The sequence below is a fragment of the Leisingera sp. ABD4_442 genome, from assembly GCF_056160905.1.
In genome coordinates this window covers 252,010-264,571 of record NZ_JBSWYB010000001.1, presented here as the reverse complement: position 1 = coordinate 264,571, position 12,562 = coordinate 252,010, and the positions used below count along the sequence as shown (strand labels likewise).

Annotated in this window: 12 protein-coding genes; 3 read left to right on the top strand and 9 right to left on the bottom strand. The window is 63.8% G+C overall.

What is annotated here, in order from left to right:
• Window positions 1–4 precede the first annotated feature (4 nt).
• From trpC to ACXAHG_RS01250, 4 genes are read right to left on the bottom strand one after another with little or no spacing between them, the layout of a single operon-like run.
• On the bottom strand, window positions 5–817 hold the full coding sequence (trpC, locus tag ACXAHG_RS01265) for an indole-3-glycerol phosphate synthase TrpC (protein ID WP_475045283.1): 813 nt from the start codon (window positions 815–817) through the stop codon (window positions 5–7).
• 11 nt (window positions 818–828) lie between these two features.
• Complete coding sequence (locus tag ACXAHG_RS01260; RefSeq protein ID WP_475055503.1) at window positions 829–1,500, bottom strand: uracil-DNA glycosylase; 672 nt, start codon at window positions 1,498–1,500, stop codon at window positions 829–831.
• Entirely contained in the window at window positions 1,497–2,516 is a 1,020-nt protein-coding gene (gene trpD, locus ACXAHG_RS01255; RefSeq protein ID WP_475055502.1) for an anthranilate phosphoribosyltransferase, read from the bottom strand. The genes ACXAHG_RS01260 and trpD overlap by 4 nt, the downstream gene beginning before the upstream one ends.
• Window positions 2,513–3,094, bottom strand: a complete 582-nt coding sequence (locus tag ACXAHG_RS01250; protein ID WP_475055501.1) for an anthranilate synthase component II — start codon at window positions 3,092–3,094, stop codon at window positions 2,513–2,515. The genes trpD and ACXAHG_RS01250 overlap by 4 nt, the downstream gene beginning before the upstream one ends.
• A gap of 189 nt (window positions 3,095–3,283) precedes the next feature.
• Here ACXAHG_RS01250 and ACXAHG_RS01245 point away from each other — a divergent pair, with 189 nt between their 5' ends.
• Window positions 3,284–4,834 carry a divergent polysaccharide deacetylase family protein gene (locus ACXAHG_RS01245; RefSeq protein ID WP_475043157.1) on the top strand — a complete coding sequence of 517 codons (1,551 nt, stop codon included), beginning with the start codon at window positions 3,284–3,286 and terminating at the stop codon, window positions 4,832–4,834.
• A 121-nt stretch (window positions 4,835–4,955) separates the two neighbouring features.
• Here the strand turns inward: ACXAHG_RS01245 and trpE are convergent, their stop codons facing one another.
• The 5 genes from trpE to fabI form a co-directional block, all read right to left on the bottom strand.
• Entirely contained in the window at window positions 4,956–6,467 is a 1,512-nt protein-coding gene (trpE, locus tag ACXAHG_RS01240; protein WP_475043159.1) for an anthranilate synthase component I, read from the bottom strand.
• Between the two features lie 15 nt (window positions 6,468–6,482).
• The gene (locus ACXAHG_RS01235) at window positions 6,483–8,324 is read right to left on the bottom strand and encodes a peptidyl-prolyl cis-trans isomerase (protein ID WP_475055499.1); all 1,842 of its coding nucleotides are present in this window, start codon (window positions 8,322–8,324) and stop codon (window positions 6,483–6,485) included.
• Window positions 8,325–8,442: 118 nt separating this feature from the next.
• Window positions 8,443–9,618, bottom strand: a complete 1,176-nt coding sequence (locus ACXAHG_RS01230) for an aminotransferase (RefSeq protein ID WP_475055498.1) — start codon at window positions 9,616–9,618, stop codon at window positions 8,443–8,445.
• A 151-nt stretch (window positions 9,619–9,769) separates the two neighbouring features.
• On the bottom strand, window positions 9,770–10,273 hold the full coding sequence (gene gpt, locus ACXAHG_RS01225) for a xanthine phosphoribosyltransferase (protein ID WP_475043164.1): 504 nt from the start codon (window positions 10,271–10,273) through the stop codon (window positions 9,770–9,772).
• Window positions 10,274–10,345: 72 nt separating this feature from the next.
• Entirely contained in the window at window positions 10,346–11,149 is an 804-nt protein-coding gene (fabI, locus tag ACXAHG_RS01220; protein ID WP_039182935.1) for an enoyl-ACP reductase FabI, read from the bottom strand.
• A gap of 132 nt (window positions 11,150–11,281) precedes the next feature.
• Here fabI and pdxH point away from each other — a divergent pair, with 132 nt between their 5' ends.
• On the top strand, window positions 11,282–11,887 hold the full coding sequence (gene pdxH, locus ACXAHG_RS01215) for a pyridoxamine 5'-phosphate oxidase (RefSeq protein ID WP_475043166.1): 606 nt from the start codon (window positions 11,282–11,284) through the stop codon (window positions 11,885–11,887).
• Between the two features lie 134 nt (window positions 11,888–12,021).
• The gene (locus tag ACXAHG_RS01210; RefSeq protein WP_475043168.1) at window positions 12,022–12,561 is read left to right on the top strand and encodes a cold-shock protein; all 540 of its coding nucleotides are present in this window, start codon (window positions 12,022–12,024) and stop codon (window positions 12,559–12,561) included.
• Window position 12,562: the final 1 nt, after the last annotated feature.

The window sequence follows — 12,562 nt, the reverse complement described above, 5'->3', positions numbered from 1 at the left end:
CTCCTTACATCATGCCCGGCATCAGCGGGTTGGCCAGCAGCGCGCGGGTCGCACCGGCAACGTCCTCCTGACGCATCAGGCTCTCGCCGATCAGGAAGGTGCGGGCGCCATAGCGGGCCATATCGCTGAGATCCTCGGGCGTGAATAAGCCGCTTTCGCAGACGATGGTACGGTCGGCAGGCACCATGCGCGATAGGGTGCGGGTGGTGTCCAGCGTGGTTTCAAATGTCTTGAGATTACGGTTGTTGATGCCCATCAGCGGCGATTTCAGGTTGCAGGCGCGCTCCAGCTCTTCGGCGTCATGCACCTCCAAGAGCACATCCATGCCCCATTCAAAGGCGCTTTGCTCCAGCTCCTGCGCCTGGGCGTCGGAGACAGAGGCGAGGATGATCAGAATACAGTCTGCCCCCAGCGCGCGGGCCTCAGCGACTTGGTAGGTGTCGTACATGAAATCCTTGCGCAGCGCGGGCAGGGAGCAGGCGGCGCGGGCCTGGGTGAGGAAGTCCTTGGCGCCCTGGAAGCTGGGGGTGTCGGTCAGCACCGACAGGCAGGTGGCGCCGCCGTCCTCGTAAGCCTTGGCCAGCTCCGCCGGTGCGAAATCCGGGCGGATCAGGCCCTTGGAAGGGCTGGCCTTCTTAATCTCGGCAATCAGGCCGTAACCTGTGCGGTTGGCTTGCATCAGGCTTTCGGCAAAGCCACGCACCGGGGAAGCCTCGCGCGCCTCGGCCTCGACCGCCTCAAGCGGTTTGGCGGCCTTGTCTGCAGCCACTTCCTCGAGCTTGTAGGCCTTGATCTTGTCGAGCACGTTTTCGGTCATACCAGTTCCACTCATGCCTGGGCCTCCGTTCCTGCGTTCCAGTCTATGGCATCCTCGCCGCGGGCGGTAAGCCAATTGTTCACTTTTGAAAAGGGCCGGGACCCAAAGAAGCCGCGCCGCGCCGACAAGGGCGAGGGGTGGGCTGTTTTCAGGATCAGGTGATCGCCCGGTTTGATATGTTTTTCAAGCTTTTGCGCCGCATTGCCCCAGAGAATGTAGGCGGTTGGGGTTTCGGACGTCAGCTCCAGCACCTGATGCACCAGATGATGCCACCCCAGATGCTTGTGGCCGTTTGCCTCACCCGCTGGGACAGACAGGGCTGTGTTTAGCAAAAGTACGCCCTGGTTTGCCCAGCCGCGCAGGTCTGCGTTGGAGCGGGTGACTCCAAGATCCTCCTGCAGTTCTTTGTAAATATTGGACAAAGATCGGGGCAGGGGGCGCACATGCGGTTCCGCAGAGAAGGCAAGCCCATGGGCGTGGCCCGGCGTCGGATAAGGATCTTGGCCGAGGATCACCACGCGGGTGTCGGCCGGCTGTGTCAGTTCCAGCGCCGCGAACCGCTGGTGAGCGGGCGGCAGGATGCCGCGGGTATCCGCAGCGATTGCAGCGGATATCCCGGGCCATTGGTCGGTGAAAAAGGGCAGGCTGGACCAGGCACCCAGCCCCGCGGGCAGACCGGTCATGCGGCTGAGGTGATCCGGGCCAGCGCCTCAACTTTGGCCTTGGCGGCGCCGCTGTCGATCGACTCGGCGGCGAGCGCGACGCCCTCCTTGAGGTCTGCGGCTTTGCCCGCCACGACCAGCGCGGCGGCGGCGTTCAGCAGCACTGCGTCGCGGTAGGCCGAGGGCGTTCCCTGCAGCAGAACCCGGAAGGCCATGGCGTTTTCCTCAGGTGTTCCGCCGATGATCTTGTCAAAGGAATGCACCGGCAAGCCTGCGTCCTCCGGGTGCAATTCGACATCGCGGACTGTGCCGTCTTCCTCCAGCGCAGAGATCCAGCTGACGCCTGTGATGGTCAGCTCATCGGTGCCGTCAGAGCCATGCACCAGCCAAGCGCGCTCGGAGCCAAGCGCCTTGAGGGTTTCCGCCATCGGGCGGATCATTTCGCGGCTGAAGGCGCCGGTGAGCTGGCGTTTGACGCCGGCCGGGTTGGTGAGGGGGCCGAGGATGTTGAAGATAGTGCGGGTGCCAAGTTCCTGGCGGGTCGGCATCACATGGGCCACTGCAGGGTGGTGCATGGGCGCCATCATGAAGCCGATGCCTGCCTCATTGATTGCTTTTTCAACAACTTCCGGGCCAACCATCACGTTGATGCCCATCTGCGACTGCATGTCGGCAGTGCCGGATTTCGAGCTGAGGTTGCGGTTGCCGTGCTTGGCCACAACCACGCCGGCGCCTGCCGCGACGAAGGCGGTGGCGGTGGAGATATTCAGGGTGTTCTTGCCGTCGCCGCCGGTACCGACGATGTCCATAGCGCCGGCGGGCGCCTTTACCGGGTTGCATTTGGCGCGCATGACGGCGGCGGCGGCGGCGTATTCATCGACGCTCTCACCGCGGGTGCGCATCGCCATCAAGAGGCCGCCGGTCTGGCTTGGCGTGGCCTCGCCTTCGAACAGAAGGGTGAAGGCGGTTTCAGCTTCTTCGCGGGTCAGGGAACGTTCGGCGGCGGCGCCGATCAGCGGCTTCAGGCGGTCGCTCATGCGGGCACCTGCATCACGTCGAGGAAGTTTTTCAGCAGTGCGTGGCCGTGTTCGGAGGCAATCGATTCCGGGTGGAACTGGACACCGTGGATTGGCAGCTCCTTGTGCTGGAGGCCCATGATGGTGCCGTCTTCCAGCTCCGCAGTGATTTCCAGGCTGTCCGGCAGGCTTTCGCGCTCCACCACCAGGGAGTGGTAGCGGGTTGCCTCAAAAGGCGTCGGCAAGCCTTTGAAAACGCCCATATCCTTGTGGTGCATCATACCCATTTTGCCATGCACGATCTCGTGGCAGCGCACCACCTTGCCGCCGAACGCCTGACCAATGGTCTGGTGACCGAGACAGACGCCCAGCAGCGGTGTCTTCGTCTCAGCCGCTGCTTCGGTCAGCGCCAGGCAGATGCCAGCCTGATCCGGGTCGCAGGGACCGGGCGACAGCAGGATGCCTGCGGGCTTCATTGCCATCGCTTCCTGCACATCAATGGCGTCGTTGCGGCGCACTTCCATTTCCGCGCCCAGCTCGCCCAGGTAGTGGACCAGGTTGTAGGTAAAGGAGTCGTAGTTGTCGATCAGCAGCAGCATCGTGGCGGGCTCTTTTAAGGGTGGCGGGCGGGGTGCGCGCCGCAGTATAGTGGTCGCAACATACATGTTCAGGGATACGGGGCAGCGTCAAGGGCAGGATAGGCGAATGCAGGGCGGAACAGGGATTGTCTCCGCCGGGCAGGCCAGAATGGCGCAGCACGGCACAACGGATTGAGAGGCAAAACAGGCATGCGTGGATTTCTGGGCGGCGTGAGTGTCGGGGCATTGCTGGCCGCGGGCGGGCTGGCGATGCTGTCATTGTCGGTTCCTTTGCCGGAGCCTGGTGATCGCATGGCGGGGGGGCGGGCACCTGAACCCGGGCCCGGTGCGCAAGAGCCGCAGGCCGCAACACCCGAACCGGTTGCGCATGAGCCGGGTGACGCGCCGCAGCTGCCCAACGGCGGCGGCAAGGCAACCGATGCGCCGGCCAGCGAACAAGGACCGGATGCGGATCTGGTCGAGGCCCAACCCGCCGCCCCTGCTTCTGCCAGCGGCAGCGATGACCTGAGCGCGCTGGCCGGTGCTGACACCGCGCCAGCGGAAAAGCCCGAGGTTGGGCTGACGGCCTCCGTGGTCTCCTCCGGATCTTTGGAAACCGCACTGGCGCCGGGCGTGTCGGCGGCATCGCAAGAAGATCAGCCGCAGGCGGTGCAGCCCGGGGTCCCTGCAGCCCCCGGCGCTGAGGAGGTGGTTGTCGCCGCCACTGAGCCTGCGCCTTTGCCGGATGACAGCAGCCCGGCTGAGGGGGAATTCCCGGTGTCTGACCCTGTTCAGCCGGACGCGCCTGGTGCGGAGACACCGAATGAGGCGCCCGCCACAGCGGCGGTCCTAGCACCGGATATTGGCAGTGCGCCGCAGGCCACAACCTTGCCGGTGATCAGCGCGGCCCCGGTTCTTCCGCCCGCTGACGGGACGAAAAATGAACCGGCCGAAGAAGACACCGCTGTTGCAGAAGCCGGGCAGGGGGAACTGAGTCCGCGCATCGGAACGCCGGTTGTGCCGCTGACCGACCGGGACAAGCCCCAGGCGGCAAGTTTTGCGGAAGCAGCCTCGTCTGACGAGATGCCCTTTGCGGCGCATTCCGAGCCGTTTGACAACGCCACTGGCCGCCCGCTGATGTCGATTGTGCTGATCGACGATGCGGGCGCAGTCGGGGCCGAGGCGCTGGCGGAGTTTCCCTATCCGCTGAGCTTTGCGATTGATCCGGATGATCCGCAGGCGGCGGAGAAAATGGCGGCCCGCCGCGCCGCCGGGTTCGAGGTTCTGATGCTGGCCGATTTGCCGCGCAGCGCGTCACCGCAGGATGCCGAAACCGCGCTGGAGGTCTGGCGCGGTAACCTGCCCGAGGCGGTGGCGATCCTGGAGGGGATCGAAACCGGCGTGCAGGGCAACCGGCCGCTGGCGGATCAAGTGGCGGCCATGGCGGCGTCAGCGGGCTATGGGCTGGTTACCCAGAACAGCGGGCTGAACACGGTCCAGAAGCTGGCGCTGCGCGACGGGGTGCCCGCCGGGGTGGTGTTCCGCGACTTTGACGGCGCAGGCCAGAATCCGCGGGCGATCCGCCGTTTCCTGGATCAGGCCGCGTTCCGTGCCGGGCAGGAGGGCGCCGTGATCATGCTGGGCCGGCTGCGCCCCGATACGATTTCAGCGCTGCTGCTGTGGGGGCTTCAAGACCGGGCGGAGCGGGTGGCGTTGGCGCCGGTCTCTGCCAGCCTGGAAGCAAAGCTGCCTGAAAAGTAAAACGGCGCCCTGAGCGGGCGCCGTTGCCTCCCCCTCCCGGCGGCGAAGCCGCCTGCCGGGCAGAGGGACAGGAGTATTTGAAACCAGAAAGAAGCCCGGTGAGGGCGCGCCTGGAAGAAGGTCAGCTGTTGCCGTTGCCGGTGAAACGGGCCGCGTCAGCGGCTGCGCGGCGGATGGCGTTGGATTTATGAACGGTCTCCATATACTCCGCCTCAGGGTCGCTGTCATAGACAACGCCGCCGCCAGCCTGGATATATAGGTTCTGATCCTTGACGATGGCTGTGCGCAGCGCGATGCACATGTCCATGTCGCCGCCGGCTGAAAAATAGCCAACGCCGCCGCCGTAGATGCCGCGCTTTTCCGGCTCCAGCTCGTCGATAATCTCCATCGCGCGCACCTTGGGGGCGCCGGAAACGGTGCCTGCGGGCATGCCGGCAAAGAAGGCATCCAGTGCGTCCTTGTCCTCTGCCAGCTCACCCACGACGTTGGAGACGATGTGCATCACGTGGCTGTAGCGCTCGATGATGAACTTTTCGGTCGGGCGCACCGTGCCGATTTTGGCGACCCGGCCAGTGTCGTTGCGGCCCAGGTCCAAGAGCATCAGATGCTCTGCCAGCTCTTTTTTGTCGGCCAGCAGATCCAGTTCAAGCGCCTTGTCCTCTTCCGGTGTCGCACCGCGGGGGCGGGTGCCCGCGATCGGGCGGATGGTGACCTCCTGCCCGAAAACGCGGACAAGGATTTCCGGTGACGCCCCGACCACTTGGAAGCCGCCGAAGTTGAAATAGAACATGAAGGGCGACGGATTGGTGCGCCGCAGCGAGCGGTAGAGCGCAAAAGGCGGCTGACGGAATTCCTGGGTCCAGCGCTGTGCCGGCACTACCTGGAAGATGTCGCCCGCGCGGATGTATTCCTTGGCCTTTTCCACCGCAGCCATATAGCCGTCCTTGGTGAAGTTCGACTGCGGCGGGGAGACTTCGTGCGCGTCGCCCAGATCGCGGCTTTCGGCGGGCATGGCGCGTTCCAGATCGCGCACCGCGTCCATCACCCGTTCCGCCGCCTGGGCATAGGCGGCCTTGGCTGTCTGGCCGTCGCTGGACCAGACGGGGGACACCACAGTGACCTCGCCCTTGACGCCGTCGAGAACCGCAATGACCGAGGGGCGCAGCATCAGCGCGTCGGGCAGGCCGAGGGGGTCCGGGTTCACGTCCGGCAGATGCTCCACCAGCCGGATCATGTCATAGCCGAGGTAGCCGAAGAGGCCGGCCGCGGCCTGGGGCAGATCATCCGGAAGGTCGATTTTGCTTTCGGCAATCAGCGCCCGCAGGTTGTCCATCGGGTTGCCGTCCTGCGGAGTGAAGTCATCCGCATCAAACCGTGCCGAGCGGTTCAGGGCCGACTGTTCCCCGTGGCAGCGCCAGACCAGATCCGGTTTCATGCCGATGATCGAATAGCGCCCGCGCACCTCGCCGCCGGTGACGGATTCCAGCATGAAGGCGTCCTTCTGGGCGCCAGTGAGCTTGAGCATCAGCGACACCGGCGTGTCGAGGTCGGCGGCAAGGCGGGTGTAGACGACCTGATTTTCTCCGGCCTCGTAAGCCTTGGAGAACGTGTCGAAATCGGGGGTCAGGGCCATGGGTGCTTGCCTTGATTACTGAAAGTTTGCTTGCGCTGCGTTCAGCGCCTGCTGGTCAACACGGGGTTCGGCGCGGGTCTGGACGTCCTGCACATAGGCCTGGAACAGCTCGGAGGCCAGGGCCTGGTTGAGCTGTGCCTGCAGCGCCTGGGTGAGCAGGGTCATGTCGTCGCTTGCCTCGGGCGGAAGGATGGCGTCGAGGCGGACAACCACGGCGGACTCCGCATCCTGCACCAGGCGGAAGGCGCCGGTCTCCATCGTGAATACCTGGGTGATCAGATCGGCCGGAACCGTGTCGATATAGGCGGTTCGGGTCAGGCCGGTTTCGGTTTTCACCTCAGCGCCTTCTGCAAAACCGCCTGCGGCTTCAGCCTGGGCAAGCAGGCCCTCGCCCTGGGTCTTAAGCGCATTTGCCAGGCGATCTGCGTTCCAGGCCGCCAGAACCTTGTCCCTGGCATCGGCAAAGGGCTGCGGACGTTCAGGCAGGACCTCATCCAGGCGCAGGGCAAACAGGCTGCCATCGTCCAGGAAGGCCACTTCGGGGAAGTCCTCGGCAGTGACTGCTGCTGCCGCGGAGCGGAACCCCTCATAGGCGGCGATGCCGTCGCTGGCCTCATCGGTCCAGTTGATCTGTGCCAGCTCCAGGCCGCTTTCCGTGGCCAGTTCCTCGAGGGTGGCGCCGCCTGCCAGCAGGTCGTCGATATCCTCGGCCTGGGCTTCGACCAGGCGGCTGGCTCGGCCGGAGGCGATTTCTTCGCGCAGATCCTGCTCAGCCTCTTCAAAGGTGGTGATCTGTGCCTCCAGGCGGCCGTTCACACGGAAGAGTGCCGGGCCGAGGTCAGAGGGCAGGGGGCCTGCCACATCGCCGACCTGAGCGGCAAATACATCAGTGCCTGCTGCGCCGAGATCGCCCATGGTGACGTCGCCCATGTCGATGTCCTGCAGGGTCAGGCCGCGGGCGTCAACCAGGCTTTCAAAGGTCGCACCGCCGGTTTCCAGCTGTGCCTTGGCGCTGGCTGCAGCGTCCTGATCGGCAAAGACCAGGCGTTCGACCAGGCGGCGTTCGGGGACTTGATATTGGTCGGCGCGGTCCTCGAACAGCTGTTTCAGGGCAGCTTCGTCCACCTCGACCTCGTCCAGCAGCATGGATGGGCGCAGCGCGGCGTAGGTGATCAACTTGGTTTCCGGCAGCATGAACTGGCCCTGGTTGGCCTCGTAGAAGGCCTGCAGCTCTGCGTCTGCGGGGGCTTGGGCGGTCAGGGCGATGTCTGACGCGTTGACTTGCACGTATGAGAAGCTGCGGCGGGCGCCGATGAACCCGGTTAGGGTTTCGGTCAGGGTTTGCGGCATTTCGGTGCCGGACAGCACTGCGTTTTGCACGATGGTGCGGGCGGCCTCGCGGCGCAGGTCCTCTTCGAACTGCTTTTCCGAAAGGCCCGCATTGCTGAGCGCAAAGGCATAGGCTTCGCGGTCGAATTCGCCGTTCACCCCCTGGAAGGCGTCGATGGCGGCCAGTTCCGCGATCAGGTTACCGTCGCCGATCGACAGGCCCAGTTCCCTGGCCTCGTGGTCCAGCGCGGCCAGCGAGATCAGGCGGCCCAGAACCACGCGGTCAAGGCCAAAGGCGGTCATTTGCGACATTGGCATGGCTTGTCCGGTCTGCGCCTGCAGGGCGCGCTGCTCGCGCTGCAGTTCGCGCACGTAGTCGCCAATGGTCACTTCGCCGTCTCCGACGCGCGCGACGGAAGACGCGGAGCTGGTGAAATTCACCGCGCCAAATCCGGCAAGGCCGACAATCAGCATCCCCATCAGGATCCAGACAAAGGTTTTGGATAGATGTTTCATGCCTGCGGCCATGATGCCCTCTTTATTGTTCTGCTGCGCAAGGGAGTGCCTTGCAGCGGGAAATGCCGCTGACTGAATACGCGGCTGCCCGCAGAGGGGCAAGATGAATGCAGCGCAAACTGCTGGATGATCAGGGATTAAAGGCCGCCAGGCGTTCAAACAGGGTCCGAATGCCGGCTCGATCCACATTGGCAAAGGCGATGCGGAACTGGCGGGCGCCTTCCGGGTCGCCTTCTGGCATGAACATGGAGCCGGGCAGCATCAGGATTGACGCCTGTTCGACCAGTTTGCGGGCGATCTGTTCCGAGGGCTGATCGAACGGGTGTTCGACATAGGCGAAATAGGCGCCGCAGCCGAGCAGTTTCCAGCCTTTTGCCGCCAGCGCCGGAAAGCCTTCCTCAATCGCGAGGCGGCGGTCGAGGACTTCCAGGCGTTCGCCAGCCAGCCAATGGTGCAGGTTTTCGATCCCCCACAGCGCGCCGGCCTGCCCCAGCTGGGAGGGGCAAATGGTGACGGTATCCAGAAACTTCTCCATCTCGAACAGGCGGTTTGTGGAGGCGGCAATGGCGCCGACGCGGTGGCCAGTCAGCCGGTAGGCTTTGGAGAAGGAATAGAGGTGGATCAGGGTGCTGTCCCAATCCGGCATCCGGAACAGCCCATGCGGCGCGCCGCCGCGGCAGTCGAAGTCGCGGTAGGTTTCATCCACGATCAGCGCCAGGCCGCGGGCGCGGGCCAGGCTGAAGAACGCCTGCACGAGGCCCGCCGGATATTCGACGCCGCAAGGGTTGTTGGGGGTGACCAGCACGATGGCGCGGGTGCGCTCCGTGATCAGGGCCTCCGCCGCGGCCAGATCCGGCAGCATACCGTCGCCAACCTGCAGCGGCACTGCAGTGACGCCCGCCATGTCCAGCCACATTTTGTGATTGAAGTACCAGGGGACCGGGATGATCACCTCATCCCCTTCACCGCACAGGGCGGCGATGGCGGCGGCAAAAGCCTGGTTGCAGCCGGAGGTGATGGCGACCTGTTCCGGCAGGATCTCCGCCTGATAGTGGCGGCACATCTGCCGCGCCAGGGCTTGGCGCAGCGGTTCGTTGCCAAGCACGGGACCGTAAAGATGAGCGCTGACGTCGTTCAGAGCGGCCTCTGCCAGCGCCTGGCGCAGCCCTTCGGGAGGGGCTTCGGCCGGGGCCGCCTGGCTCACATTCAGCAGCGGACGGTCCGGTGGGAACTCCGCTCCGGCAACCCAGCGGCGCGATTCGACGATGGGCGAGACAAAGGTGGCTTGGGTGCGGGACAGGGGCATGGGCGGCTCCGGGCTGCTGCGAAGTCTTAGGCGCACACACAGGCGCGCCGGCCTATGTCTGGCACGGTGCCCGCCCCGGCTCAAGCTGGAAAGGACCAAAGAAAAAGGCGCGCTGTGACGCGCGCCCTAGAAGGCTGGAACCCGGTTCGGATCAATCCTTACCGCGGTAGGGCTCCACATATTGCAGGGCCATGTCCCATGGGAAGAAAATCCAGGTGTCCTGGCTGACCTCGGTGATGAAGGTGTCGACCATCGGCCGGCCCTTGGGCTTGGCATAGACAGTGGCGAAATGCGCCTTGGGGTACATCTGGCGCACCAGTTCCAGGGTTTTGCCGCTGTCCACCAGATCGTCGATGATCAGCACGCCCTCGCCGTCGCCCATCAGCTGGGCATCAGGTGCCTTCAGCACCTCGGCCTCGCCCTGGGCCTGGTGGTGGTAAGAGCGCACCGAGATGGTATCGACGGTGCGGATGTCCAGTTCGCGGCTGACGATCATCGCGGGCGCCATGCCGCCGCGTGTGATCGCCACAACAGCGCGCCAGGCGCCGTCATCGGGGCCTTGGCCGTCCAGGCGCCAGGCCAGCGCCCGGCTGTCGCGGTGGATCTGGTCCCAGCTGATGTGAAAGCCTTTTTCGTGCGGCAGACGATCGGTCATGTTCATTGCTCCCCGCGAAGTCGCGTCAGCTTGCCGGAGCCCGGACCGCTGTCCGGGGCTCCGCCTGTTCAGTTACTTGGAAATATCCGGCGCATCCACCGCCTTCATGCCGACGACGTGGTAGCCGGCGTCCACATGCAGGTTTTCACCAGTCACGCCGGAGCTGAGATCGGACAGCAGGTACAGTGCGGATTTGCCCACATCGTCGATGGTCACGTTGCGGCGCAGCGGCGAGTTGTACTCGTTCCACTTCATGATGTAGCGGAAATCACCGATGCCGGAAGCGGCCAGGGTCTTGATCGGGCCGGCCGAGATCGCGTTGACGCGGATGCCGTCCTTGCCCAGGTCTTCGGCCAGGTATTTGACCGAGGCTTCCAGCGCCGCCTTGGCCACACCCATCACATTATAGTGAGGCATCACCTGCTCAGCGCCGTAATAGGTGAGGGTCAGCAGCGAGCCGCCTTCGCTCATCATTTTCTCTGCCCGGTTTGCAACCGCGGTAAACGAGAACACCGAGATGTCCATGGTCATCTGGAAGTTGCTGCGGCTGGTGTCGACATAACGGCCGCGCAGTTCGTTCTTGTCGGAAAAGCCGATGGCGTGAACGACAAAGTCCAGCTTGCCCCATTTGGCCTCAAGCTCGGCGAACAGAGCGTCGATGGACGCTTCGTCCGACACGTCGCAAGGCAGGACAATGTTGCTGCCCAGCTGTTCGGCCAGCGGGTCGACCCGCTTCTTCAGCGCATCGCCCTGATAAGAAAAGGCGAGCTCAGCGCCGGCATCGGCGCAGGCCTTAGCAATGCCCCACGCAATGGATTTGTCGTTGGCCAGGCCCATGATGAGGCCGCGCTTACCGGCCATCAGTTGACTAGACATGCAGGTTCTCCGCCTGTGATCTGATAATTTAGCGGTGTTTATAATGCCGCGCGGGGCGCTTCAAGGGTTCACGCCCTTGCCGGCACAAAGGAAGCTGCCTAGGTTGCATCAGAATTCCCACGAGAGGTGCCCATGTCCGACCGTACAGGTATTTTCGCAGGCGATGATCCCTTTGCCATTGCCAGGTCCTGGCTGGCAGAAGCGGAACAGTCCGAGCCCAATGATCCCAACGCCATTGCGCTGGCGACCGTGGACGAAAACGGACTGCCCAACAGCCGCATGGTGCTGCTGAAAGAGATCGAAGACAGCGCCTTTGTCTTTTATACCAACTACGGCAGCGCCAAGGCGCAGGAGCTGGATCACGCGGGCAAGGCGGCCTTTGTCATGCATTGGAAATCGCTGCGCCGCCAGATCCGGGTGCGCGGCACCATCACCCGCGAGGAAGGGCCGCAGGCCGATGAATATTACAAGTCCCGCTCTCTCAAGAGCCGCCTCGGGGCATGGGCGTCGAAACAGTCTCAGCCGCTGGACAGCCGCGGCACGCTGATGGCCGAAGTGGCCAAGGTGACGGCCATGAAGGGCCCGAACCCGGAGCGGCCGCCGTTCTGGGGCGGTTACCGGCTGGTTCCGGTTGAGATTGAATTCTGGGCAGATGGCGCGTTCCGGTTGCATGACCGCTTCCGCTGGCGGCGCAATAATGCAGCTGCAGAATGGGAAATTCTGCGGCTTAATCCCTGACCGGAATGGCAAAGGTTTACCTAGGGTCAATAGCAGTTTCGTGACAATTTCAAGTCTTTTTAGCTTGAATTCCAAGGTCAGAATCGCGCATCAGGGCGTCATCAAAATAAAAAAAACGCGGTGGGAATAAGTAAGTGGCAGAAGATCTCAGCAGCTTGCAGCAAGTTCAGGGGCTGGTGAAGTGGTTCGACCCGGCCAAAGGCTACGGCTTTGTTGTCTCCGACGAGGGCGGTCCTGACATTCTTCTCCATGTTAATGTGCTGCGCAATTTCGGCCAAAGCTCCGTTGCAGACGGCGCTCGGATTGAGATTGTCACCCATCAGACCGGCCGCGGTGTTCAAGCTGTCGAAGTGATCTCCATTCAGCCGCCGGAACGCGAAGATGCGCCAGTGCTGAGTGACTTTGCCGATCTGGACATGGTCAGCCTGCAGAACGAACCGCTGGAGCCTGCCCGTGTCAAATGGTTCGACAAGGGCAAGGGCTTTGGCTTTGCCAATGTATTCGGCCGCGGCGAAGACGTGTTCCTGCATGTCGAGGTCCTGCGCCAGTCGGGCCTTGCGGATCTGCAGCCGGGCGAAGCGCTGGCGATGCGGGTGATTGATGGCAAGCGCGGCCGGATGGCCGTTGAGGTGCTGGCCTGGGAGGCCGCACTGTTGCCCGGCGATCAGGATTAAT